The organism is Phyllobacterium trifolii (assembly GCF_014192095.1).
GTDB lineage: Bacteria > Pseudomonadota > Alphaproteobacteria > Rhizobiales > Rhizobiaceae > Phyllobacterium > Phyllobacterium trifolii.
Window position 1 is genome coordinate 297,619 of record NZ_JACHXN010000005.1, and the last position, 22,291, is coordinate 319,909.

A 22,291-nucleotide genomic window follows, 5' to 3' on the forward strand; every position below is an offset into this window, starting at 1 on the left:
GTGGCGAAATGGCGCTTTTCTGTGCTCCGGTGCTCACGTACCGAAAAGTACGCTCCGCTCCGGTGCTTGAAAACCACCATTTCGCCACCCCATGACGAGTTTTGGGTCGGCGCTATGAAAGCAGGATTACAGGTATTTTGGGGAAGGGATAAGAAATGGAACTTTATTGGCCGGCGACTACAGGCGAATGGCTGGCTTGGCTGTCAGCTGCAATCACAGTCATCTTCGGATTAATTCTGTTTTTTGCGCCTCGCGTCGCACTGAAAATCATGCGCCTGCAGACCAAACCCGAGCGGCCTGAAGCCATATCTGAAGTGCGTGCTACATTTGCCGGATTTTATCTCGGACTTGGGCTAAGCGCGCTGGTTTTTTCCCAGCCCTTTCTCTGGATCGCTCTTGGCGTTTCGTGGGGCTTTACGGTCTTCGGCCGCCTGATCTCCATGATGTCGGATCGAGGCAACACGGTTTATAACTGGATATCGGTGCTTGTCGAAATTGCGCTGGCAGCGGGCCCCTTGCTCTTCGCCTTCGGCTTCATTGCATAAACATGACAGCATTAGTTGAATCAGTTGCTCATAATTATCCAGAGCTGCGGCGATTGGGACGGCCTTTTTAGGGGATTCGCGTGTTGCGAGTCCTGAGTTCCTATGCTAGACGGCATTCAAATCTCGTCGGATACGGCTCTCGGGTTGTGCCTTCGGCGGTAAAAAAATCAATAATGCCAAAGATTTGACCGAAAATCCCTTCCGGTTTCCAGATTTTTGGCTCCAACGCAGAGAGCTTGTCGTTCGTGGCAGAAACTTCGTCGCTCATTACCGGTGTTGCCCAGCGTTACGCGGGTTCGTTGTTCGACCTTGCGTTGGAGACGAAATCCGTTGCCGAGGTGGAGAAGAATCTCGGCGAGTTCCAGGCTCTCATCAATGGTAGTGCTGATTTGAAACGGCTGGTTCTGAGCCCGGTCTTCTCATCTGGCGATCAGGTAAAGGCGATTTCCGCCATTCTCGCAAAGGCCAAGATCGGCGGCCTAGTCGGCAATTTCCTGCGTGTCGTCGCGCAGAACCGGCGCCTGTTCGCGGTACCTGCGATGATCCAGTCATTTCGCCAGATCGCCAGCGCGCAGCGCGGCGAGATTTCGGCGGACGTTACTTCTGCGCATGCCCTGACGGCGGCGCAGCAAACAGAATTGAAGGCCACGCTGAAAAGCGTCGCCGGCAAGGACGTGACAATCAATGTCACTGTTGATCCGTCGATCCTTGGAGGTCTCATCGTCAAGTTGGGTTCCCGCCAGATCGACACTTCACTTCGCACAAAACTTTCTTCGCTTAAGCTTGCACTGAAAGAGGTCGGCTGATGGACATCCGCGCCGCGGAAATTTCCGCAATCCTGAAAGAGCAAATCAAGAATTTCGGTCAGGAGGCAGAAGTCTCCGAGGTCGGTCAGGTTCTGTCCGTCGGTGACGGTATTGCTCGTGTATATGGTCTGGACAATGTTCAGGCCGGTGAAATGGTCGAGTTCCCGGACGGTACCCGCGGCATGGCCCTGAACCTCGAAAGCGACAATGTTGGCGTCGTTATTTTCGGTTCGGACCGCGACATCAAGGAAGGCGACACCGTCAAACGGACCGGCGCCATCGTTGACGTTCCCGTTGGCAAGGAATTGCTTGGCCGTGTTGTCGATGCGCTCGGTAATCCGATTGACGGCAAGGGTCCGATCAAGGCAACGCAACGTTCGCGCGTTGACGTCAAGGCGCCAGGCATCATCCCGCGCAAGTCGGTGCATGAGCCGATGTCGACAGGCCTCAAGGCTATCGATGCGCTGATCCCGGTCGGCCGCGGCCAGCGCGAGCTGGTCATCGGCGATCGCCAGACTGGCAAGACTGCGATTATTCTCGATACTTTCCTTAATCAGAAGCCGGCTCACGATGCAGGCAATGAGAGCGAAAAGTTGTATTGCGTCTACGTCGCTATCGGCCAGAAGCGTTCGACGGTTGCGCAGTTCGTCAAGATACTCGAAGAGCGCGGCGCGCTTGAATACTCGATCATCGTTGCAGCCACAGCTTCCGATCCTGCGCCGATGCAGTATCTGGCGCCGTTTGCCGGTTGCACCATGGGTGAATACTTCCGTGACAACGGCATGCACGCGCTGATCGGCTATGACGATCTGTCCAAGCAGGCCGTGGCTTATCGCCAGATGTCCCTGCTGCTGCGCCGTCCTCCGGGCCGCGAAGCGTATCCGGGCGACGTCTTCTATCTGCACTCCCGTCTGCTTGAGCGCTCCGCCAAACTCAATGAGGACAACGGTGCTGGTTCGCTGACCGCATTGCCTGTCATCGAGACCCAGGCGAACGACGTTTCTGCCTATATCCCGACCAACGTGATTTCGATCACCGATGGCCAGATATTCCTTGAAACCAACCTGTTCTACCAGGGTATCCGTCCGGCTGTTAACGTCGGTCTGTCGGTTTCTCGTGTTGGTTCTGCCGCGCAGATCAAGGCGATGAAACAGGTTGCCGGCTCGATTAAAGGTGAGCTGGCTCAGTACCGCGAAATGGCGGCCTTTGCCCAGTTCGGTTCTGATCTCGATGCCTCGACACAACGCCTGCTCAACCGTGGCGCGCGCCTGACCGAGCTTTTGAAGCAGCCACAGTTCTCGCCGCTGAAGACGGAAGAGCAGGTTGCGGTGATCTACGCCGGCGTCAATGGCTATCTCGACAAACTCGCCGTCAGTCAGGTCAATAATTTCGAGCAAGGTCTGCTCACATGGCTTCGTACGGAACACAAGGATGTTCTCGCGACGATCGCCAAGGAAAAGCAGATCAGCGACGAGACCAAAGGCAAGCTCAAGGCCGCTGTTGACGGCTTTGCCAAGTCCTTCGCTTAACATTACGGACGGGATGAACGGATGCCTTCGTTAAAGGATCTGAGAAACCGGATCGCCTCGGTCAAGGCGACGCAGAAAATCACCAAGGCGATGCAAATGGTCGCCGCGGCGAAGCTGCGTCGTGCGCAGGAGGCTGCGGAAGCCGCTCGTCCCTATTCGCAGCGTATGGCTGCGGTGCTGGCGAACATCGCTTCCAATGTCGATGGCGATGATGCGCCTGTGCTGATGAGCGGGACAGGCAAGGACGATGTGCATCTGCTTGTCGTCTGCACCTCTGAACGTGGCCTTTGCGGCGGGTTCAACGCGCAGATCGCGCGTCTGGCTCGTGACCATACCCGCAGGCTTCTCGCCGATGGCAAGACGGTCAAGATCATTACCGTTGGCAAGAAGGGTGCAGACATCCTGCGCCGTGATCTCGGCAAGAATATCATCGATCATGTCAATTTGCGTGAAGTCAAAACACTTGGCTTTGTCAATGCGGACGAGATCGGTCACAAGATCATTACGCTCTTCAATGAAGGTGCGTTCGACGTTGCCACGCTGTTCTATTCGGAATTCAAGTCGGTGATCGCACAGATACCGACTGCCCAGCAGTTGATTCCAGCCAGTGCAATCGGCGATGTCGAGCCGGAGAGCGCAGGCGATGCAGTTTATGAATATGAGCCGGATCCGGCCGCCATTCTCGGCGATCTGATCCCGCGTAATATTTCCGTCCAGGTGTTCCGCGCTCTCCTTGAAAACGCGGCATCGGAGCAGGGTGCGCGTATGTCCGCCATGGACAATGCAACCCGCAATGCCGGTGACATGATCAACAAGCTGACAATGTCGTACAACCGCCAGCGTCAAGCCCAGATCACCAAAGAACTGATTGAAATTATTTCGGGCGCGGAAGCGCTCTAATCGCGAAGGTAAGGATCGATGGCTAAAGCAGCGACCCCGAAAACACCCGCAGCCGCCAAGGCTGCCCCGGCAGCAAAGACAGCTGCAGCAAAGACACCTGCAGCAAAGGCAACTGCCGAGGCCGTGAAGCCGGTTGCAAAAGCCGCTGCTCCAAAAGCAGCTGCCAAGGCCGCTCCAGCTGCCAAAGCCGCAGCTCCGGCAAAGGTATCAAAATCAGCGACACCCAAGACTGCTCTCAAGGCAACTGGCGTTGCCGGTCGTGTCAGCCAGGTTATCGGCGCTGTTGTCGACGTTGCCTTCGATGGTGGTGTTCTGCCGCAGATTTTGAACGCGCTGGAAACCGACAATCTCGGCAACCGCCTCGTTCTCGAAGTTGCGCAGCATCTCGGTGAGAACACTGTGCGCACGATCGCCATGGACTCGACCGAAGGCCTGATCCGCGGTCAGGTTGTTTACGACACCGGTTCGCCCATCATGGTGCCGGTCGGCGAGGAAACCCTTGGCCGCATCATGAACGTCATCGGCGAGCCGGTCGACGAAGCAGGCCCGATCAAGACAAAGCTTTCCCGCGCCATCCACCAGCCAGCCCCTGCATATGTCGAGCAGTCGACGGAAGCCGAGATCCTTGTCACTGGCATCAAGGTGGTCGACCTCCTCGCGCCTTATGCACGCGGCGGCAAGATCGGTCTCTTCGGTGGTGCAGGCGTCGGCAAGACAGTTCTCATCATGGAACTGATCAACAACGTTGCCAAGGCGCATGGCGGTTATTCGGTATTCGCCGGTGTGGGTGAACGCACACGTGAGGGTAACGATCTTTATCACGAGATGATCGAATCCGGCGTTAACAAGGAAGGCGGCGGCGAAGGCTCCAAGGCCGCACTCGTCTACGGCCAGATGAACGAGCCACCAGGGGCCCGTGCCCGTGTTGCTCTGTCGGGTCTGACCGTTGCCGAGCATTTCCGCGACCAGGGCCAGGACGTTCTGTTCTTCGTGGATAACATCTTCCGCTTTACGCAGGCCGGTTCCGAAGTGTCCGCTTTGCTTGGCCGTATACCGTCCGCCGTGGGCTATCAGCCGACGCTCGCGACCGATATGGGCCAGATGCAGGAGCGCATCACCACGACGCACAAGGGTTCGATCACCTCGGTTCAGGCCATTTACGTGCCGGCCGACGATTTGACCGATCCTGCGCCTGCGACTTCGTTCGCTCACCTTGATGCGACGACGGTTCTCAATCGCGCGATCTCCGAGAAGGGTATTTACCCGGCTGTGGATCCGCTGGACTCGACATCGCGCATGCTCGATCCGCTGATCGTCGGTGACGAGCATTACCAGACGGCCCGTCAGGTTCAGTCGATCCTGCAGCGCTACAAGTCGCTTCAGGACATTATCGCCATCCTTGGCATGGACGAGCTTTCGGAAGAAGACAAGATTGCTGTGGCCCGCGCCCGCAAGATCGAACGCTTCCTGTCGCAGCCATTCTTCGTTGCTGAAATCTTTACCGGTTCGCCGGGCAAGCTGGTCGATCTGGCGGACACCATCAAGGGCTTCAAGGGTCTTTGCAATGGTGACTATGATCACCTGCCGGAAGCTGCGTTCTACATGGTCGGCTCGATCGACGAGGCGATCGAGAAGGCACAGCGTCTGGCTGCGGAAGCAGCTTAATGCATGACTGATGGCGGGCTGCGGCCCGCCTTTTCGCCACAGGATTTGAGTGAATATCATGGCAGAAGCCTTTCAGTTCGAACTCGTCTCACCAGAGCGTCTGCTTCTTTCGGAGCAGATTATCGAGGTCGTCGTTCCAGGTACCGAGGGCTACATGACCGTTATGGCGCACCATGCGCCATTGATGGCAACTGTGAAGCCGGGTGTCGTCGCCGTGAAGACACCGGACGGCAAGCTGGACAGCTATGTGGTTTTCGGCGGCTTTGTTGACATTACGCCTGACGGCTGCACGCTCCTTGCTGAATCGGCAGTACACGTCGCCGATATAAGGGCCGACGAGTTGCAGAACCGCATAAAGGACGCCCAGGAAGACTTCGAAGACGCGACTACCCGCGAAGATCGGGCCAAGGCAGAAGACCTTCTCGGCCAATTGAAGACGCTCGAGGAAGCCATCAAGGCTGCCTGATCGGGCCAAACCGATCGATGATAAATCAAGCGGGCTTCGGCCCGTTTTTTATTACGGCAGTTCCCCCAGTGATCACAGGCGAACGGCCAAGGCGGCGAATAGAAGTCCGGCTTACGATCCTTTATAAGGCCGGGGAAGCCCTAGATATGGTGTAACGGCCGCCCCGACGATCAAGTGCAGTCGAACGACCGGATCATGTTCTTTCCAAAGCTATCGCGCTAAGATCGGTCCGAGAGAATATAGGGGCGGGGGCAAGGTAGAAAATGAGGCGTCTGTTTGTCGGTGCTGCGATCGTCGTTGCCGTTTACCTGTTGCTCGCGTATGTGGCCCTTCCAATGGCCTGGACTCACTATGAACGACAGCCAGGCCTCGCCAATCATCCCATGGTGACGAAGACTGCACGAGGCATTCCGGGCGACCCGCTTAATGTAGGACTCATAGGTGATCGTGAGGACATCATCCGTGCCATGCATGCCGGTGCCTGGTATCCTGCTGATCCTGTGACCTTGCGTTCCAGCATCGATATTATTGGAAGCGTGATGCTCGACCGGCCTTACGACCAGGCTCCGGTCAGCCCGCTATTTTATGACGGCCGCCGCGAGGACCTTGCTTACGAAATGCCCGTTGGCAGCAGCGCAAAGCAGCGACATCATGTTCGTTTGTGGAAGGTGCTGGACACGGGCGTAGAACAACGGCCCGTGTGGCTCGGTTCCGCAACCTTCGATCAACGCGTGGGATTCAGCGAGTATACCGGTCAGGTAACGCATGACATCGCACCGGATATCGATGCCGAGCGTGACTATTTTGCCAATAGTCTTACGCGAGTGGGTATGGTGGAGACGATCTATCAGGTCTCGGGTGTCGGGCCGACGCTGAATGGCCGCAATGGCGAGGGCAGCCCGTATTTTACCGATGGCGAAATTCGCATGCTGACCTTGGTCCATGACGGGCAACGCCGGAGCCAACCCCCCGAAATACTGGCCTCACCGCCGCTCATTCAAGCCAAGGACAATGCCTGGATGACAATCAAGGATGCGTTGGGCAATTAGCCCGGCTACGATCAGGCCTGATATAGGGTAATGGGCTGTCTTTACCGCATCTTTCATTTTTTGAGCCTATAAGAAGCCGACCGCATCTCTGGAAGGCATCTATGAACACTTTCAATCGCTGGATGATGATGTTCGAGGCGTTGTCGCCCGTCAGGCAGATATTGCTGGTGCTCGGTCTCGGCGGTGTCCTCGCAAATGTCCTGGCCGCCCTCTTCTTCAAGCTCGGCGGTTACGACAGCCTCGACAAGACGATCCTTGTGACAACGCTGATCGTTATCGTTGTCGGAGGGCCGCTTGGGGCATTTCTGGTCGGATTGAACTATCGCCTGAAGATTATGGCGCACGAGCTCGACATCGCGTTCCGCAAAGACGGGATGACAGGACTGTCAACGCGTCATGAGTTTTATCTGCGGGTCGAGCAAATGATACTTGGCAACAATCCTGCTCTCAGTGCCGGGGCCGTGCTCTATATAGATGCCGATCACTTCAAGTCGGTCAATGATCGGTTCGGCCACGCCGCTGGAGATGATGCCCTGCAAGAGATAGGAACGCTCATTGGAAAGCGGTTGGGTCGGCGCGATGTCGGCGCGCGCTTTGGGGGCGAAGAATTTGCAGTTTTCCTCGCCGATGCAGACTATGGCAAAGCATCGTGGGTCGCGCATGGCATACTGCTCGATGTTCGAGGCATATCGCGGAAAGTCGCCCGGAGCGAACTGTCATTGACGGTCAGTATCGGTGTTGCGTTTCATGAGCCTGGGCAAACACTTGAACAACTGGTCAATGCCGCGGATGAATGCCTCTACCGGGCCAAGAACCAGGGGCGTGATCGCATCGTTTACGAGATGGCTTCGTAGCACCAGGCTCTCAAATCGGCTGGACTTTGCGCATATCACTCAGTTGCCGCTTCATATTGTGAATCCGCGCTTGATCATCGAGGGGACGGCGCATCGCCACGCTGGTCGAAAGAATATCGATCACGACGAGCGCGGCGATGCGCGAGATCGTCGGTGTATACATATTGGTGTTCTCAAGCGTCTCGACGATCAAAGCCACGTCACAATAACTGGCGAGCGGCGAGTCCGAACCCGTCAGACAAATAACGGCGGCGCCGTTGGCGCGAGCAATACGGGCAATCTCGATGATGGAACGCGTTGTTCCGGTATTGGAAATCACAAAGGCAACATCGCCCTGCTTCATCATTGAGGCGACCATGGTTTGCTGATGTGAATCGAGCTGTGCCCCGCAAGGAACACCAAAGAGTGGAAATTTCTGCTGGGCGTCTCGCGCAACTATGCCCGACGCGCCAAAGCCAAAAAATTCGATGGTCCGGGCTTGAGCGAGAATATCGATAGCTTTGCGCAGAGCGGTCCGGTCAAGGTGTGATCTCGCCCAATCGAGACTGGTCATGGTGTACTCGAAGATCTTCTCAGCCACGGTCTCCGGATCATCGGTATCTAGCAGGACCGAATGGGTCGCCGGTGTGCCGAAAGCCAGACTCTGAGCGAGCCGTATCTTGAAATCCTGGAAACCTTTGCATCCGATCGCCATAGCAAAGCGCAGGACCGTAGGCTGGCTGACCTCGGCAAGCGTGGCTGTCTCACCCACTGTAGCCTTCAGGATTCGCTGGGGATTCATTAGAACCACATCCGCGACCTTACGATCTGATTTGCGCAGCTCGGCGCGCATCGTGCGGATAATTTCTATAATATTCCGACCACCGGCATCCCGGAGATCTGGGCGTGCCTCTCTTTCGTTATCGTCTGCTTCTCTATGCATCGCTATCGTTCCGATGCTTCAAGGGCAATTGCCGAAATCCGATCGAATGACGGCCCTGACACAGGGATTTCAATATTGAAGACTTCAGCGATTACCTGCGTCCAGCCGTGCAGGAAGTAGGTCCAGCCATCCACAACCTGCAGATTGTGGTTCTGTTGCTGGCTGCGTGCCTGGTCGAGAAAAATCAGATCGCCTCGATAGTTCAGATCCCATATCACAGAACGCTCGGGAAACTGGCAGGCGTTGGACAAGGGCGAACCCGGTGCATCCTTGCCGAGGCCCGTGGCATTTATGACGAGGGAGCCCGGCTTGATCTGGCGTAATACATGGTCGTTGGCGTCAGTTTCAGGAGATAGAATGTATTCTATGGGGACGACGCTTTCGACCTGTTCGTGAATGCGGCGGATCTCATCCAGGCGTTCCTGGCTGCGATCGGAAACGAGTATTCGCCGAGGGGCGTCCTCGCCGCGCGAACGGCGCATCAGGTGCCAAGTGATCGCAATCGTAGAGCCGCCTGCGCCCAAGCAGAAGAGGTCAGCTTCACTACCGGAAAAATACTGCTCGCCGAGAAAACCATCAATCGCAAGGCCGGACGAAATGGGATCCTTCGCATGACAGATCAGCTTGCCATCCCGTTTGGAAATGCAGCTGGTTTCACCCATCAATTGTGCAAGCGGATCGATAGTGTCGAACATATCGCGGCAAGCGTGAAAGAGATCAATCTTGTGAGTCGTCACCAGCGCGCCGAGAGAAAGGGGATCGTCCCGGATGAACGCCACAGCTTCGCGGTAGGCGGCAGGATCGTCATGGAGTTTAAAATCGATGCCCTTGATGACAGCGGTTTCAAGTCGTAGATACTTGGCCCATGCGGGAAAGACCTTCATGATGGAGCTTTTGCCGGTTGTGACGCCGATGAAGTAAAGTGTGGGCAGCGTCGCTGGTGTGTAAGCAATCACTTACGATTCTCCAGATGAGGGGCTTTTGATCAAGGATTATTCTTCATGAGTGCAGCAACCTGTTCACCTGTTCGCTGGTTGTAACAGGCGTTGTCCACCAGTTCCCACCCGTCATCACTGCTCATCACACGATGGCGCATTCCGTTTGATTTTTCGATTATACTGTAATCTTGACCACTATCGGAAGGGTAAGCGAAGACCATCACAAGGTCCGTTTCACCGATGTTGATGGAACGGTGAATCCAGTATGGTGGAACGTAGCAGATAGTCTGCGCTGTGATTTCTATGATGCGTGTCTCGCCCTGCGGCGATTCCAATTGCATGAGGCCATGCCCGCTTTGACCATAATAAATCTCCGGCCGATTCGCGTTGGAATGAATGTGACCGCGCGTAAGAAAAAACTCCCTGTCGACGCGCCCGGCATTCATGCGGGTGACGCCGTAAATAAGGTCGCCGCCGTGCGAGCCCGGTCGAAAATCCTCGACACTATAGACGACTGGATCATTCAAGCTTTTTACGAGCGTCGCATGGGCTTGTGTGTTCTCATACACCCCGGCGAGGTCGCTCAAGCGCTTTTCATAGCGACCGGTGTGCCCGCTCATTCCGCCGGCATAAGGGTCTACGAGGCTGGCGACTGGTTCGCGCACAATAGTCAATCTCCATTCTGTAGTAAAATTACATAAAACTACAAAAGTGCGCGCGCAAGCGAATATTTGCAATGCGAGCGGGGCACTCGCTTGCAGGCATTCGGGGTAGAATTGTGTTGACTGAGAAAAATTGCGTAATTACGCTACAAAGAGTTCGGGGGATTCATCAAGGTCAGGTCCTTGGTGGGAGGAGATCTATGTCTGATTTTAAGGTGTCCTGCTTCCGGATCGCAGTTTGCTGCGTCAGCGGTGCGGCATGACTCGAAATGATCCGATCAAGCATTTTTTTATATGGCCAGCGCTACTGATCGTCCTGGTGATTTCCATATTTCCGTTGATCTATTCGCTAACGACCAGCTTCATGAGCTTGCGGCTCGTCCCGCCAATTCCGCCAAGATTCGTCGGATTCGGCAACTATGCCGAGCTTCTGCAGAATCCAAGGTTCTGGCACGTCGCGTGGACGACGACGATCATCGCCTTCATCTCTGTGGCTCTGCAATATGTCATAGGTTTCTCCGTGGCGCTCGCGCTCAACAGAAATGTTCCGGGCGAGGGTCTGTTCCGCGTCAGTTTCTTGCTGCCGATGCTTGTAGCGCCAGTCGCGGTTGCTTTGATCGCGCGGCAAATCCTCAACCCGACCATGGGTCCGCTCAATGAGCTGATGACATTTTTCGGCTTTCCCAACCTGCCTTTCCTGACACAGACGAGATGGGCTATCGGGGCGATCATTTCTGTTGAGGTTTGGCAGTGGACGCCCTTCGTCATGCTGATGTTGCTTGCAGGGCTGCAGACCTTGCCAGATGATGTCTATGAAGCGGCAGCGCTGGAGAATGCCAGCTCATGGCAGCAGTTCTGGGGGATCACCTTCCCGATGATGCTGCCAATTTCTGTGGCGGTGGTGTTTATCCGGCTGATCGAGAGCTACAAGATCATCGACACGGTGTTTGTCATGACCGGTGGAGGCCCGGGAATTTCAACCGAAACCCTGACGCTGTTCGCCTATCAGGAAGGCTTCAAGAAGTTCAATCTTGGTTATACGTCGGCGCTGTCCTTCCTGTTCCTGATCGTCATCACCGTAATCGGCCTTGTCTACCTCGCGATCCTGAAACCCTATCTGGAGAAGCACAAATGAGTGTGAGGGATCTGAAAGGAAATGGACGCTGGTGGGCGCTTGCAGGCTGTCTGCTTTGGCTGGCATTTACCTTCTTCCCGCTCTATTGGGTGACAATAACGTCATTCAAGTCACCATTGGGTGTTGTTGGCGGGCCGACTTACCTGCCGTTTGTCGATTTTGAACCGACATTGACGGCGTGGACCGAGCTTTTGTCGGGCCAGCGCGGACAGTTCTACAATAACTTCATGGCCTCGACGATTATTGGCCTTTCAGCCTCGGTCATCGCAACGGCGGTGGGTTCTATGGCAGCCTATGCCCTGGTGAGATTCACCTTCGAGGTCAAACTTCTGACGGGTGTTATATTCGTCGTGGTGGCTTTCGGTGGATACCTGCTTGGACGACACGTTGCGGGTTTTGGACAAGCAACATCGCTCATTTATGCCTTTGTCGCAGCCCTCGCTCTCGCGATAGGCTCCAGCCGGATACGGCTCCCCGGTCCCGTTCTAGGCAATGACGATATTGTCTTCTGGTTCGTCAGCCAGCGCATGTTTCCGCCGATCGTCGCGGCATTCGCGTTGTTTCTGATGTATACTGAAATGGGAAAGCTCGGATTCAAGCTCGTCGATACCTATACCGGCCTGACCTTCGCCTATGTGGCTTTTTCACTACCGATCGTGATCTGGCTCATGCGCGATTTCTTTGCCGCATTGCCCATCGAAGTGGAGGAAGCGGCGATGGTGGATAATGTTCCTTCGTGGAGAATATTCTTTGGCATCGTGGTACCAATGTCGAAGCCAGGACTGATAGCGACGTTCATGATCACCTTGGCGTTCGTCTGGAACGAGTTTTTGTTTGCGCTGTTTCTGACAAACTCCAGATGGCAGACTCTTCCAATTCTCGTTGCGGGTCAAAATAGTCAGCGCGGTGACGAATGGTGGTCGATTTCCGCGGCCGCCTTGGTTGCCATCATACCCATGGTTATCATGGCTGGAATTCTAAGCAGGCTGATGCGATCCGGCCTGCTTCTGGGAGCAATAAAATAAGCATTTACAATAACTGATCATCGTAAATTCCAGGGAGGAAAACATGAGAAGATTGCTATTGAGTACTACGGCTGCGGGTCTGCTGGCGATGGCGGGCGCGTCATCGGCGCTTGCCTGCGACCCCGACTATACCGGCATCACCCTGACTGCGACGACGCAGACCGGACCATATATCGCTTCCGCGCTGCAGCTTGCCGCCAAAGGCTGGACGGAGAAAACTTGCGGCAAAGTGAATGTCGTTGAATTTCCATGGTCGGAGCTCTATCCAAAGATCGTAACATCGCTGACATCGGGCGAAGACACGTTTGACGTGATTGCCTTCGCGCCAGCCTGGGCGCCGGATTTCACCGACTATCTGTCGGAGATGCCCAAGGCTATGCAGTCCGGCCCAGACTGGGAGGATATCGCTCCCGTTTATCGCGAACAGCTGATGGTCTGGAATGGCAAGGTTCTGTCGCAGACGATGGACGGCGATGCGCATACCTATACCTACCGTATCGATCTGTTTGAGAAGCCGGAAAACCAGACGGCATTCAAGGCCAAGTATGGCTACGATCTGGCGCCGCCAAAGACCTGGAAGCAGTATCTCGATATTGCTGAATTCTTCCAGCAACCGGCGAACGGACTGTGGGGTACGGCAGAGGCTTTCCGCCGCGGCGGACAGCAATTCTGGTTCCTCTTCAGCCATGTTGCCGGATATACAAGCCATCCGGACAATCCGGGCGCCATGTTCTTTGACCCGGACACGATGGATGCCCAGGTTAACAATCCTGGCTGGGTCCGCGGGTTGGAGGAATATATAAAGGCGTCGAAACTCGCGCCGCCCAATGCGCTGAATTTCTCGTTTGGCGAAGTGAATGCAGCGTTTGCCGGTGGTCAGGTGGCGGAGTCGATTGGCTGGGGTGATACCGGTGTTATTGGCGCCGATCCCAAGCAATCCAAGGTTGCGGGCAATGTCGGCTCTGCATCGCTGCCTGGATCGGACGAAATCTGGAACTACAAGACCAAGAAGTGGGACAAGTTCGACCACGTTATCCAGACATCGTTCATGGCGTTCGGCGGGTGGCAGGCGGCTGTTCCCGCTTCATCCAAGAATCAGGATGCAGCTTGGGACTATATCAAGTTTCTGACCAGTCCCGCTGTGTCGGGACAGGCGGCGATCACAGGTGGCACAGGGGTCAACCCGTATCGTATCTCGCATACGACCAACGCCGAACTTTGGTCGAAGATATTCTCGGCACGTGAGGCCAAGGAGTACCTCGGTGCCCAGAAGGATGCCGTTACCGCAAAGAACACCGCGCTTGACATGCGCTTGCCGGGTTATTTTTCCTACACAGAAATTCTGGAGATCGAGCTGTCGAAAGCATTGGCTGGCGAGGTGACGCCCCAGCAGGCGCTTGATACGGTGGCGCAGGGATGGAACAAGCTGACCGACGATTTTGGCCGCGACAAGCAGCTTGCGGCCTATCGATCGTCAATGGGCCTCCCGGCAAAATAATGACGAGTCGCTATCCCGCCCGCCGCTAGTGTTGGCGGGATAGTTCCAGTTGAGAAATGAAGCGTCGGTCGCCGCTGTAGCAGCGCGACGGAGTTCGTATGAAAAGGCACGGCATGTCCCTAGTGCGTTTGCAACAGGTCACCAAATCGTTTGGCAAGGTCGAGGTTATTCCACCACTCGATCTGGTGATCGCTGATAAGGAATTCGTTGTGCTTGTCGGGCCTTCCGGTTGCGGGAAGACGACGACCCTGCGCATGATCGCCGGGCTGGAGCAGGCGACCTCCGGAGAAATCCGCATCGGTGACCGCGATGTCACCAACCTCCGTCCAGGTTTGCGCAACTGTTCGATGGTGTTCCAGAACTATGCGCTTTACCCCCACATGACGGTCGCCGAGAATATTGGCTATGGCATGAAAGTGCGCGGCACATCAAAGACTGATATTGAAACGTCGGTCGCAAATGCAGCGCGCATTCTCAATCTCGGCGCCTATCTTCAACGCAAACCGAGCGCGCTTTCGGGCGGACAACGCCAGCGCGTCGCCATTGGCCGTGCCATTGTGCGTCAGCCCGAAGTTTTCCTGTTCGACGAGCCTCTTTCCAATCTCGATGCCAAGCTGCGCATTGAAATGCGAACCGAGATCAAGCTTCTGCATCGCCGCCTGAAAACCACCATCGTCTATGTCACGCACGATCAGGTAGAGGCTATGACAATGGCTGATCGCGTGGTTGTGATGAACCAGGGACGTATCGAGCAGGCAGCGGACCCGATCACACTTTATGAGTCGCCGAAGAATCTGTTTGTCGCCGCCTTCATCGGGGCTCCGAGCATGAACTTCATCGAAGGCCGGCTCGAGCGGGATGGTAGCGGGCTCTGCTTTCGGGCGGGAAATGATGTGAGGGTGCCAATACCGGCAAATCGAACACAAGCGCTGACGAGCGCGGCCGGCGAAGAGGTCGTGCTTGGCATCAGACCGGAGCACACAATGATTGCGACGGGATCGTTTCCAACGGTGCCGCTAAAGGTGGCTGATATCGAGCCGCTCGGACCACACACGCTTGCCATTGGCAAGACAGGAACTGCGCCATTCACGGCCCAGGTTGCCGCGGGCTCGCCGATCCGTCCAGACGATGTCGTCAACATTCCGATCGATGTGGAAAGGATGCATCTGTTCTTAAAGAGTACGGGCGAAGCACTTGGCAGGTAAGCTCACGCTTGCGATTGATGTAGGCACGGGAAGTGTACGGAGCGCGCTTGTGGATTCCAAGGGCAAAATCCTTGTGATCGCCGCGCAGGAACACGAGCAGATCGTGCCGCAATTCGGCTGGTCGGAGCAGCGGCCCGGCGATTGGTGGCAGGGCGTCGTGGCGACAATCCGCGAGGTGCTTGACAAGGTTCCACACGCACGCTCGAATATCGACGCCATCGCTGCTTGTGGCCAGATGCACGGTACCGTGCTCGTGGACGATGCCGGCAAACTGGTACGTGATACCGCGCCGCTGTGGAACGACAAACGCACAGTCGGGTACGTCGCAGCTTTCGAAAAGTTGCATCGGCCGGAAAGCTACCTCGCTGACTCTGCCAATCCGGCGACGCCAGCCTGGCCGGGTTTCAAGCTGCAGTGGCTGCGCGACAATGACCCTGATGCCTATCGGCGGACAGCGGCAGTCCTTATGCCAAAGGACTATATCAATCTGCGGCTGACCGGAGAGATTGCCATGGATCGCACCGATGGAGGTGCAAGCTTTCTCATGGATCCGATGACTGGAGAATGGTCGGAAAAGATGATCGCACTTCTGGGCCTCGACAGGGCCAAGCTGGCGCCATTGCGTAATCCGCTAGAGATTCTTGGTCACGTTACAGGAAACGCCGCGATCGAAATCGGCTTGCGCGAGGGGACGCCGGTCCTTGTCGGGGCGGGGGACTATCCGGCTGCGCTTCTTGGATCGGGCGTATGCCGTCCGGGCGTCGGATCGGAAGTCATGGGTACTTCCGCGATCATAACTGCCGTCGCGGACCAGCCGCTGCTTGACGCAGCCGTCTGCAATGTCGGGACGGTCGAGGGCAATTGGGGCGCCTTCATGCTGCTGGAATCGGGCGGGGACGCCGTGCGATGGGCTCGCCGGGCTTTCCATGAAAAGCAGCTGTCATATTCCGATATCGTTGGGAGGGCTGAGGAAGCCCCTCCTGGATCGGAAAGGCTGTTCTTTATGCCCTATCTTGCAGGCGAGCGGCTTGGCGAACATCGCAATGCGCGTGCGCAATATTTCGGGATAGGCGCTTCCCATGGCCTTGCGCACATGCACCGCGCAATTCTTGAAGGTGTTGCCTTCGCGGTGAAGCGTCACATCAATGTTCTCGATGCCATCTCCGGAGTGCCCCTTGAACGGATAATCGCTTCGGGCGGCGGCGCGAAGACGAAGCTCTGGATGAGGATAAAAGCCAGCGTCTACAACATACCGATTCTGGTGCCCGTTGAAGCTGAATGCGGCATTGTCGGCTGCGCTATCATGGCTGCAACCGCGACCGGGCGCTTTGCCAATTTGGTAGCGGCCGTGGACGACCATGTTTCCTATGTCGATGAAATAATGCCGGACGCCCGTTGGTCGGATATTTATGCGCCAATGCAGGTATTCTTCGAGAAACTTTATAAACACAGTCAAGCGCTTTACGACGACTTGGACCGCTTGCCCCAGTGACGTTTAGCGGGTGAATGCGGAGAGGCAAGGTGACGGCATGCAAACGAAATTAGTCAAGACAGATGACGTCGAGCTGGCGAGCGAAGCATTCGGCAATCCGAATGATCCGGCAATCCTGCTGATCATGGGCGCCATGGCCTCGATGCTGTGGTGGCCGAAGGAGTTCTGCCAGCGTCTTGCAGACAAAGGCCGCTATGTCATTCGCTATGACAATCGTGATACGGGGCTTTCGACAAACTATCCGGTTGGCAAACCTGAATACAGCTTCGATGACATGGCCGACGATGCGATCCGCGTGCTCGATGGCTACGGCATTTCCTCGGCGCATATTGTTGGTATGTCCATGGGGGGCATGATCGCACAACTTGTGGCGTTGAAATATCCAGAACGATCGCGAACACTGACACTGATAAGCACATCACCTGTCGGCGTTGATACCGCTCACCTACCTGGAATGACTGCCGCCTACACAGAGCATTCCGCCAGTTACGCCGATCTCGATTGGTCAGATCGCACGCAGGTTGTCGAGTTCATGCTTGCCGACGTCCGCGCGATTTCCAGTACAAGACACCCGTTTGACGAGCGACATGCGCGAGACTTCATCGCAATGGACTATGATCGAGCGCGCCGTTTTGAAAGTGCAACCAATCATTTTCTGCTTTCCGGCGGAGATACCCAGAAGGGCAAACTCGCCGGCCTTCAAGTACCGCTTCTTGTTGTCCACGGCACCTCTGATCCCATCTTTCCCGTCGAACATGGCCGCGAATTCATCAAGATCGTACCAGCGTCGAAGCTGGTCGAAATTGAAGGAGGCGGTCATGAACTGCATCCGGACGACTGGGGCACAATGCTCGAGGCGTTGGCCGGGCACACAATGAGTATAGAGAGCATGCGTTAATCGGTGAGATCTGGCAGGTGGCACGAGATAAAATTTAGTCCACTAAATGGCTGAACGCTGCGACCACTTCTTCATAGACCTTGCGCTTGAAGGGAACGATGAGGTCGGGCAATTGTGCCATGGGTTTCCACGCCCATTCGTCGAATTCGGCCGTGTGACCGCCGGGAGGCGGATTGATCGCAATTTCGGTTTCATTGCCCTCGAAGCGATAGGCGAACCATTTTTGCGTCTGGCCGCGATATTTGCCCTTCAGCGCAACCCCAACAAGATGAGGAGGCAAATCGTAGTTGATCCAATTGGGTGCTTCGGCGAGGAGAGATACGGATTTCATACCCGTCTCCTCATAGAGTTCGCGCAAGGCTGCGGGTTCCGGGTTCTCGCCTTGATCAATGCCGCCTTGCGGCATTTGCCACAGCTGCCTTGCACCATCCATTTCGTCATTGGCAATGACGATGCGGTGCCCGGCCCAGACCAGGCCTTGCCGGTCGAGCACCATGATACCAACGCAGGGCCGGTAGGGCAGGGATTCAGGATCGACAGGTTTCTTGTTCTTGCTCATGCAAAAGCTCCAGGCCACCGGTTGCTAACCTTTTTCCGGATCGCGGACAAGGGCGGAGACAGGGACTATCTCTACACCGCGCGCCTTCGCCTCGTTGGCCCATGATGTGACCGCTTCCACTGTTACGTCGAAGGCGGAGCCGGTGGCGATCGCAGTACCCTTGGCACGGGCAATGCGCTCCAGCTCATCAAGCTTCTTCAGAATCGCGCCGCGATCCTGCGAAGCGTCGATCAAAAGATCGGCTGCGGCGAAAGGTGCGCCCTGTTGCGCGGCAACGTTATCGGCCTTGCTGCGCGCCGATGTGCCATCGTCCAGATAGAGCAGGCCCCGCTTGGCGATATCCTGAATGACAGTGGACAGTGCCTCAGGTTCGGCGGTGAAGCGTGCACCCATATAGTTCATGACACCAGTGTAGTTGGTGATGCGGCCCATTGTCCGGTGCAGGTTTTCCAAAGTTCCCGCGGGCGATGCATCCACGGTCAACGTGTTGCGTCCTGGATTGACTCGCGGATAGTCATATGGTTCGAGCGGGATCTGCATCAGCACTTCATGGCCATCCTGACGTGCTGCCTGCATCCAGCGGAGGAGGCTGTTGCCTTCCGGCGAGAACGCCAGTGTCACTTCGGGAGGCAGCGTCTGGATTGCCTGTTGCGACCCGGTTTGCGACAGGCCTAATCCCCCGATGACGATGGCGACGCGAGCACCACGCGCGCCTGACCATGGCCGGGCATAGATATCGAGCGGGCGACGGCCATCGGGCGCAATTATGGGCAATGGCCCCTGCGGGCTTTGCTCCAGCATATCGGGTTCGGGAATATGGGCAGTGCGCGGGTCCTGGGCGCGCCGTGTAGGATCGCCAACGACAATTACCTTGGGGCCGCCTTCAGGCGCCGTGACGATATTGCCCGGCTGGCTTTTAGTGTCATGTGCTGGGACTGGTGGCGGGATAGTGGCCGGTGCGGCCTCCGCAATCTGCGGCTTTGGCGGTTCAGGTACGGGCCTGCGGAAGCCTTGATGGCTGGTGTAAGTGACGAGCGAGGCAAGACCAAGGACACAGACAATCGCAGCCGATGGCAGTAGCCAGCGGACGGCCGGTGTCTTGTCAGATTTTGGGTCTGGCCGTTTGCCGTTTTGTCCCAGCGGCCGGTTGAGATCGGAGTTCACGCGTTTTGGCCGCAGTAGATATCAGGGAAGGAAACATGGTTGGGAAGATGAACCATGGGGACCAGACTATAGGAGAAAAGTCCGGTCCCCATTTTCATGTCAGTTCGGCACACCCTTCTTGGGATCAGCCGGGAAGGCTGCATTTGCCTGTTCGCCGCGCAGAAGCTTCAGTGCCTGGATGAGCTGCAGGTCGTCTTTCGGATCTGGCGGCACATAGGCGATCGACCCAGAACCCTCAGCATCTTCTTGCACGCCTTTGATGTGACCCTTCAGGCTGGATTCACTCATTGGCTCCGCCTTGCCCTGAAGGTCGGCGGGAAGCGGCTGGTCGACAGCTATGTCCGGGACAATACCCTTGCCCTGGATGGATTTGCCAGCAGGTGTGTAGTAGAGCGCCGTCGTCAGACGCAATGCGCCGCTTTCACCGAGCGGTATGATTGTTTGGACCGAACCTTTGCCGAACGAGCGTGTTCCGAGGATCGTTCCGCGGCGATGGTCCTGCAACGCACCGGCGACGATTTCCGAAGCACTGGCCGAGCCGCCATTGATCAGGACGATCAGCGGCTTGCCGTTGGTCAGATCGCCGGGCCTAGCGTCGAACCGGGTGATATCCTGCGGATCGCGGCCACGTGTCGAGACAACTTCGCCCTTGTCGAGGAAAGCATCGGAGACGGCGACGGCCTGGTCCAGCAGACCACCGGGGTTCAAGCGCAGATCGAGGACGAAGCCCTTGAGCTTGTCATCCGGAACCTTGCTCTGGATGTCCTTGATTGCCTTCTGCAGGTCCTCGAAGGTCTGTTCCGTGAAAGAAATGACGCGGACATAACCAACGTCGTTATCGACCCGGGAGCGGACAGCCTTGACCTTGACTACGTCGCGGACAATAGTGAGCTTGATTGGCTTGTCGGCACCCTGACGAATGAGCGTCAGTTCGATAGGCGTGTTCACCTCGCCGCGCATCTTGTCGACGGCGTCGGTCAGCGTCATGCCACGCACCTCAGTGCCATCGATTTGCGAAATATAGTCGCCCGCCAAAACGCCAGCCTTCGATGCCGGCGTGTCCTCGATCGGAGCGATGACCTTCACAAGTTCGTTTTCCATGGTGACTTCGATACCGAGGCCGCCGAATTCACCCTTGGTCTGAACGCGCATGTCCTGCGCCTGTTCGGCATTCATGTAGGATGAGTGTGGATCGAGCGAGGTAAGCATGCCGTTGATGGCGCTCTCGACCAGCTTTTTGTCGTCGGGTGGCGTGACATATTGGGCGCGGACGCGCTCGAATATATCACCAAAAATTGATAGCTGTTTATAGGTATCGGTGCCCGCAGCTTCTGCAGCGGTTGTGGGCAGAGCTCCCTGCACAACGACCATTGCCGTCGCACCCAACAGGGCTCCGGCCATGAGAAGCGTTAGCCTACGTATCATTTGCGGTCCTTCCAGCAAGCCTTTCCGCCCACCAGGGAGCGGGATTAACAGGTTTTGTATCCTTCCGGAACTCAATGTAAAGCATTGGAGCTCCATTTCCCATCGGAACAGGTGCGGTACTCGCAATAAGTTGCTTGTTCATCACACCGACCGGTTCTCCAGCCAGTACAAACTGGTTCTGGGAGACGTTGATTTTATTCATTCCCGCCAAGACAACATGATATCCATTGCCCGCGTCAAGTATCAAGAGTTGACCGTATGACCTGAATGCGCCTGCATAAAGGACTACTGCGTCGACCGGTGAAGTAATTGTGGCGCCTGGAGCGGTCGCGAGCGTATCACCCTGAACCGTGCCGCCCACACCATCATCGTCGCCGAAATGCTTCACAAGCTTACCTGCTGCTGGCATGGAAAGATGGCCTTTCAGCGACGCAAAATTAACCTGTGCCGAAAGACGGCTCTGGTTGGAGGCGAAATCATCGGCACGTTGCTGGCTTGCAGCCATCTTCTGTTGCTCCTGCGCGCTTGCAGCATCGGCGGCCTTCTTGACCTCCTGCATGTCCTTTTCCATGGAGGCAATCAGATCGCGCAGCGACGTGGCCCGCTTGGCGAGGTCCTCGGCACGCTGTTGCTCAGCGAGGCGCGTTTCTTCAGAGGTGGTCTGCATTTTTTGCTTCTCAGCAAGAAGCAGGTCGAGCCGTGTCTTCTCCTCCGCCTGCCCTGAAAGTGCGGCGGTCAGACGGCTCCGTTCCTCGGCAATCGAGGTCTTGACGCGGGTTAGGTCCTTGAGATCTGCAATCAGGGTTTCGGTTTGCTGACGCATTTCGGGAACAACAGCGCCGAGAAGAACCGCGCTTCGCACGGATGCGAGGGCATCATCCGGACGAACGAGAATTGCCGGCGGCGGGTTGAGGCCCATGCGCTGCAAGGCCGCAAGCACTTCGGCGAGCGCGCCACGCCGAGATTTCAGCGACGCCTTTATACTGTCTTCTCGCTCACGCAGACCGGCGAGCTTGTCGCTAAAGCCGGTGATATCCTCACTCAACTTTTTCTCGGTCTTGGCCGACTGGATGAGTGCGGCGGTTATCGTGGTTTGATCCTTTTTCAGCGACGCGATTTCATTGTCCAGCGCCGTGACACGTTCCGAGGACATCGATATCTGCCCGGTCAGGTCTTCGAGTTCCTTGGCAGTTTGTGCGCGCTTTGCATCCAAAGGTTCCGGAGCCGGTTGCAAGCCATGTTCTTGTGCTTGAACGAACGATGGAATGGCTGACATGCCGGCCAAGGCTACAATCAGGAAAACGACATGTGAGAATGTGCGTTTGCCTTTCAGGGTTGCCTTTGATGCCTCAAATTTCATTGCCGGACCGGACTAGAGCGATGGTTTTATCCCGACTTTAGGGAGACTTCGATTAATGAAGTATTAACCATAAACCAGCCGCGCCGAAAGCCTGATGATTTAGCATTGATTGACGTGGCGGAATTGCGGCGCTCCGAACACCGCATTGAACATTGGTCGATGCTTCTTGACGCGGATACTGTCCAAGGGGATGG

At 56.3% G+C, this 22,291-nt stretch carries 21 protein-coding genes; 14 read left to right on the top strand and 7 right to left on the bottom strand.

Annotated elements, in window-relative coordinates; genetic code table 11:
- Positions 1-155: 155 nt before the first annotated feature.
- The 8 genes from FHS21_RS10325 (at position 156) to FHS21_RS10360 (ending at position 7,814) form a co-directional block, all read left to right on the top strand.
- Complete coding sequence (locus FHS21_RS10325) at positions 156-545, top strand: AGROH133_08824 family phage infection protein (protein WP_112532176.1); 390 nt, start codon at positions 156-158, stop codon at positions 543-545.
- A gap of 245 nt (positions 546-790) precedes the next feature.
- Positions 791-1,351 (top strand): F0F1 ATP synthase subunit delta, encoded by a 561-nt coding sequence (locus FHS21_RS10330; protein ID WP_112532221.1) that lies wholly within the window; start codon positions 791-793, stop codon positions 1,349-1,351.
- Positions 1,351-2,880: a F0F1 ATP synthase subunit alpha gene (atpA, locus tag FHS21_RS10335; RefSeq protein ID WP_112532177.1), complete on the top strand. Its 1,530-nt coding sequence runs from the start codon at positions 1,351-1,353 to the stop codon at positions 2,878-2,880. The genes FHS21_RS10330 and atpA overlap by 1 nt, the downstream gene beginning before the upstream one ends.
- 21 nt (positions 2,881-2,901) lie before the next feature.
- On the top strand, positions 2,902-3,780 hold the full coding sequence (locus FHS21_RS10340; RefSeq protein WP_112532178.1) for a F0F1 ATP synthase subunit gamma: 879 nt from the start codon (positions 2,902-2,904) through the stop codon (positions 3,778-3,780).
- Between the two features lie 18 nt (positions 3,781-3,798).
- Positions 3,799-5,445: a F0F1 ATP synthase subunit beta gene (gene atpD / locus FHS21_RS10345; protein WP_183661848.1), complete on the top strand. Its 1,647-nt coding sequence runs from the start codon at positions 3,799-3,801 to the stop codon at positions 5,443-5,445.
- Positions 5,446-5,503: 58 nt separating this feature from the next.
- On the top strand, positions 5,504-5,911 hold the full coding sequence (locus FHS21_RS10350) for a F0F1 ATP synthase subunit epsilon (RefSeq protein WP_112532179.1): 408 nt from the start codon (positions 5,504-5,506) through the stop codon (positions 5,909-5,911).
- Between the two features lie 263 nt (positions 5,912-6,174).
- Entirely contained in the window at positions 6,175-6,960 is a 786-nt protein-coding gene (locus FHS21_RS10355) for an LssY C-terminal domain-containing protein (RefSeq protein WP_112551629.1), read from the top strand.
- A 101-nt stretch (positions 6,961-7,061) separates the two neighbouring features.
- Positions 7,062-7,814 (top strand): GGDEF domain-containing protein, encoded by a 753-nt coding sequence (locus tag FHS21_RS10360; RefSeq protein ID WP_112532181.1) that lies wholly within the window; start codon positions 7,062-7,064, stop codon positions 7,812-7,814.
- A 10-nt stretch (positions 7,815-7,824) separates the two neighbouring features.
- Here FHS21_RS10360 and FHS21_RS10365 read toward each other — a convergent pair whose 3' ends face one another.
- The 3 genes from FHS21_RS10365 to FHS21_RS10375 are packed head-to-tail and all read right to left on the bottom strand — an operon-like array spanning position 7,825 to position 10,348.
- Positions 7,825-8,736 carry an SIS domain-containing protein gene (locus FHS21_RS10365; protein ID WP_112532182.1) on the bottom strand — a complete coding sequence of 304 codons (912 nt, stop codon included), beginning with the start codon at positions 8,734-8,736 and terminating at the stop codon, positions 7,825-7,827.
- A gap of 2 nt (positions 8,737-8,738) precedes the next feature.
- Positions 8,739-9,692, bottom strand: coding sequence for a shikimate dehydrogenase family protein (locus FHS21_RS10370; RefSeq protein WP_112532183.1), 954 nt, complete (start codon positions 9,690-9,692; stop codon positions 8,739-8,741).
- A gap of 29 nt (positions 9,693-9,721) precedes the next feature.
- The gene (locus tag FHS21_RS10375) at positions 9,722-10,348 is read right to left on the bottom strand and encodes a glucose-6-phosphate isomerase family protein (RefSeq protein ID WP_210283466.1); all 627 of its coding nucleotides are present in this window, start codon (positions 10,346-10,348) and stop codon (positions 9,722-9,724) included.
- 247 nt (positions 10,349-10,595) lie between these two features.
- Here FHS21_RS10375 and FHS21_RS10380 point away from each other — a divergent pair, with 247 nt between their 5' ends.
- From FHS21_RS10380 to FHS21_RS10405, 6 genes are all read left to right on the top strand, one after another.
- Positions 10,596-11,471, top strand: a complete 876-nt coding sequence (locus FHS21_RS10380) for a carbohydrate ABC transporter permease (RefSeq protein WP_112532184.1) — start codon at positions 10,596-10,598, stop codon at positions 11,469-11,471.
- Entirely contained in the window at positions 11,468-12,496 is a 1,029-nt protein-coding gene (locus FHS21_RS10385) for a carbohydrate ABC transporter permease (RefSeq protein WP_112532185.1), read from the top strand. Before FHS21_RS10380 ends, FHS21_RS10385 begins: the two co-directional genes overlap by 4 nt.
- Before the next feature lie 43 nt (positions 12,497-12,539).
- Positions 12,540-13,994 carry an extracellular solute-binding protein gene (locus FHS21_RS10390; RefSeq protein ID WP_112532186.1) on the top strand — a complete coding sequence of 485 codons (1,455 nt, stop codon included), beginning with the start codon at positions 12,540-12,542 and terminating at the stop codon, positions 13,992-13,994.
- A 113-nt stretch (positions 13,995-14,107) separates the two neighbouring features.
- Positions 14,108-15,199 (top strand): ABC transporter ATP-binding protein, encoded by a 1,092-nt coding sequence (locus FHS21_RS10395; RefSeq protein WP_183661850.1) that lies wholly within the window; start codon positions 14,108-14,110, stop codon positions 15,197-15,199.
- Entirely contained in the window at positions 15,189-16,691 is a 1,503-nt protein-coding gene (locus FHS21_RS10400) for a xylulokinase (RefSeq protein WP_112532188.1), read from the top strand. Before FHS21_RS10395 ends, FHS21_RS10400 begins: the two co-directional genes overlap by 11 nt.
- Positions 16,692-16,728: 37 nt before the next feature.
- A complete protein-coding gene (locus FHS21_RS10405) occupies positions 16,729-17,589 on the top strand; it encodes an alpha/beta fold hydrolase (protein WP_112532189.1) in 861 nt (286 codons plus the stop codon).
- Between the two features lie 34 nt (positions 17,590-17,623).
- Here the strand turns inward: FHS21_RS10405 and FHS21_RS10410 are convergent, their stop codons facing one another.
- From FHS21_RS10410 to FHS21_RS10425, 4 genes are all read right to left on the bottom strand, one after another.
- Positions 17,624-18,148, bottom strand: a complete 525-nt coding sequence (locus FHS21_RS10410) for an RNA pyrophosphohydrolase (protein WP_112532190.1) — start codon at positions 18,146-18,148, stop codon at positions 17,624-17,626.
- A 24-nt stretch (positions 18,149-18,172) separates the two neighbouring features.
- Complete coding sequence (locus FHS21_RS10415) at positions 18,173-19,312, bottom strand: divergent polysaccharide deacetylase family protein (RefSeq protein ID WP_183661852.1); 1,140 nt, start codon at positions 19,310-19,312, stop codon at positions 18,173-18,175.
- A gap of 99 nt (positions 19,313-19,411) precedes the next feature.
- The gene (locus FHS21_RS10420) at positions 19,412-20,737 is read right to left on the bottom strand and encodes a S41 family peptidase (protein ID WP_112532191.1); all 1,326 of its coding nucleotides are present in this window, start codon (positions 20,735-20,737) and stop codon (positions 19,412-19,414) included.
- Complete coding sequence (locus tag FHS21_RS10425) at positions 20,727-22,097, bottom strand: murein hydrolase activator EnvC family protein (protein ID WP_246410967.1); 1,371 nt, start codon at positions 22,095-22,097, stop codon at positions 20,727-20,729. Before FHS21_RS10425 ends, FHS21_RS10420 begins: the two co-directional genes overlap by 11 nt.
- Between the last annotated feature and the right edge of the window lie 194 nt (positions 22,098-22,291).

Bases quoted from the DNA above. Each gene is read 5' to 3' on its own strand.
- atpD (WP_183661848.1), top strand. From the start codon at position 3,799: ATGGCTAAAGCAGCGACCCCGAAAACACCCGCAGCCGCCAAGGCTGCC.
- FHS21_RS10390 (WP_112532186.1), top strand. From the start codon at position 12,540: ATGAGAAGATTGCTATTGAGTACTACGGCTGCGGGTCTGCTGGCGATG.
- FHS21_RS10405 (WP_112532189.1), top strand. From the start codon at position 16,729: ATGCAAACGAAATTAGTCAAGACAGATGACGTCGAGCTGGCGAGCGAA.
- FHS21_RS10410 (WP_112532190.1), bottom strand. From the start codon at position 18,148: ATGAGCAAGAACAAGAAACCTGTCGATCCTGAATCCCTGCCCTACCGG.
- FHS21_RS10325 (WP_112532176.1), top strand. From the start codon at position 156: ATGGAACTTTATTGGCCGGCGACTACAGGCGAATGGCTGGCTTGGCTG.
- FHS21_RS10365 (WP_112532182.1), bottom strand. From the start codon at position 8,736: ATGCATAGAGAAGCAGACGATAACGAAAGAGAGGCACGCCCAGATCTC.
- FHS21_RS10355 (WP_112551629.1), top strand. From the start codon at position 6,175: ATGAGGCGTCTGTTTGTCGGTGCTGCGATCGTCGTTGCCGTTTACCTG.
- FHS21_RS10385 (WP_112532185.1), top strand. From the start codon at position 11,468: ATGAGTGTGAGGGATCTGAAAGGAAATGGACGCTGGTGGGCGCTTGCA.
- FHS21_RS10425 (WP_246410967.1), bottom strand. From the start codon at position 22,097: ATGAAATTTGAGGCATCAAAGGCAACCCTGAAAGGCAAACGCACATTC.
- atpA (WP_112532177.1), top strand. From the start codon at position 1,351: ATGGACATCCGCGCCGCGGAAATTTCCGCAATCCTGAAAGAGCAAATC.
- FHS21_RS10380 (WP_112532184.1), top strand. From the start codon at position 10,596: ATGACTCGAAATGATCCGATCAAGCATTTTTTTATATGGCCAGCGCTA.
- FHS21_RS10340 (WP_112532178.1), top strand. From the start codon at position 2,902: ATGCCTTCGTTAAAGGATCTGAGAAACCGGATCGCCTCGGTCAAGGCG.
- FHS21_RS10420 (WP_112532191.1), bottom strand. From the start codon at position 20,737: ATGATACGTAGGCTAACGCTTCTCATGGCCGGAGCCCTGTTGGGTGCG.
- FHS21_RS10395 (WP_183661850.1), top strand. From the start codon at position 14,108: ATGTCCCTAGTGCGTTTGCAACAGGTCACCAAATCGTTTGGCAAGGTC.
- FHS21_RS10350 (WP_112532179.1), top strand. From the start codon at position 5,504: ATGGCAGAAGCCTTTCAGTTCGAACTCGTCTCACCAGAGCGTCTGCTT.
- FHS21_RS10360 (WP_112532181.1), top strand. From the start codon at position 7,062: ATGAACACTTTCAATCGCTGGATGATGATGTTCGAGGCGTTGTCGCCC.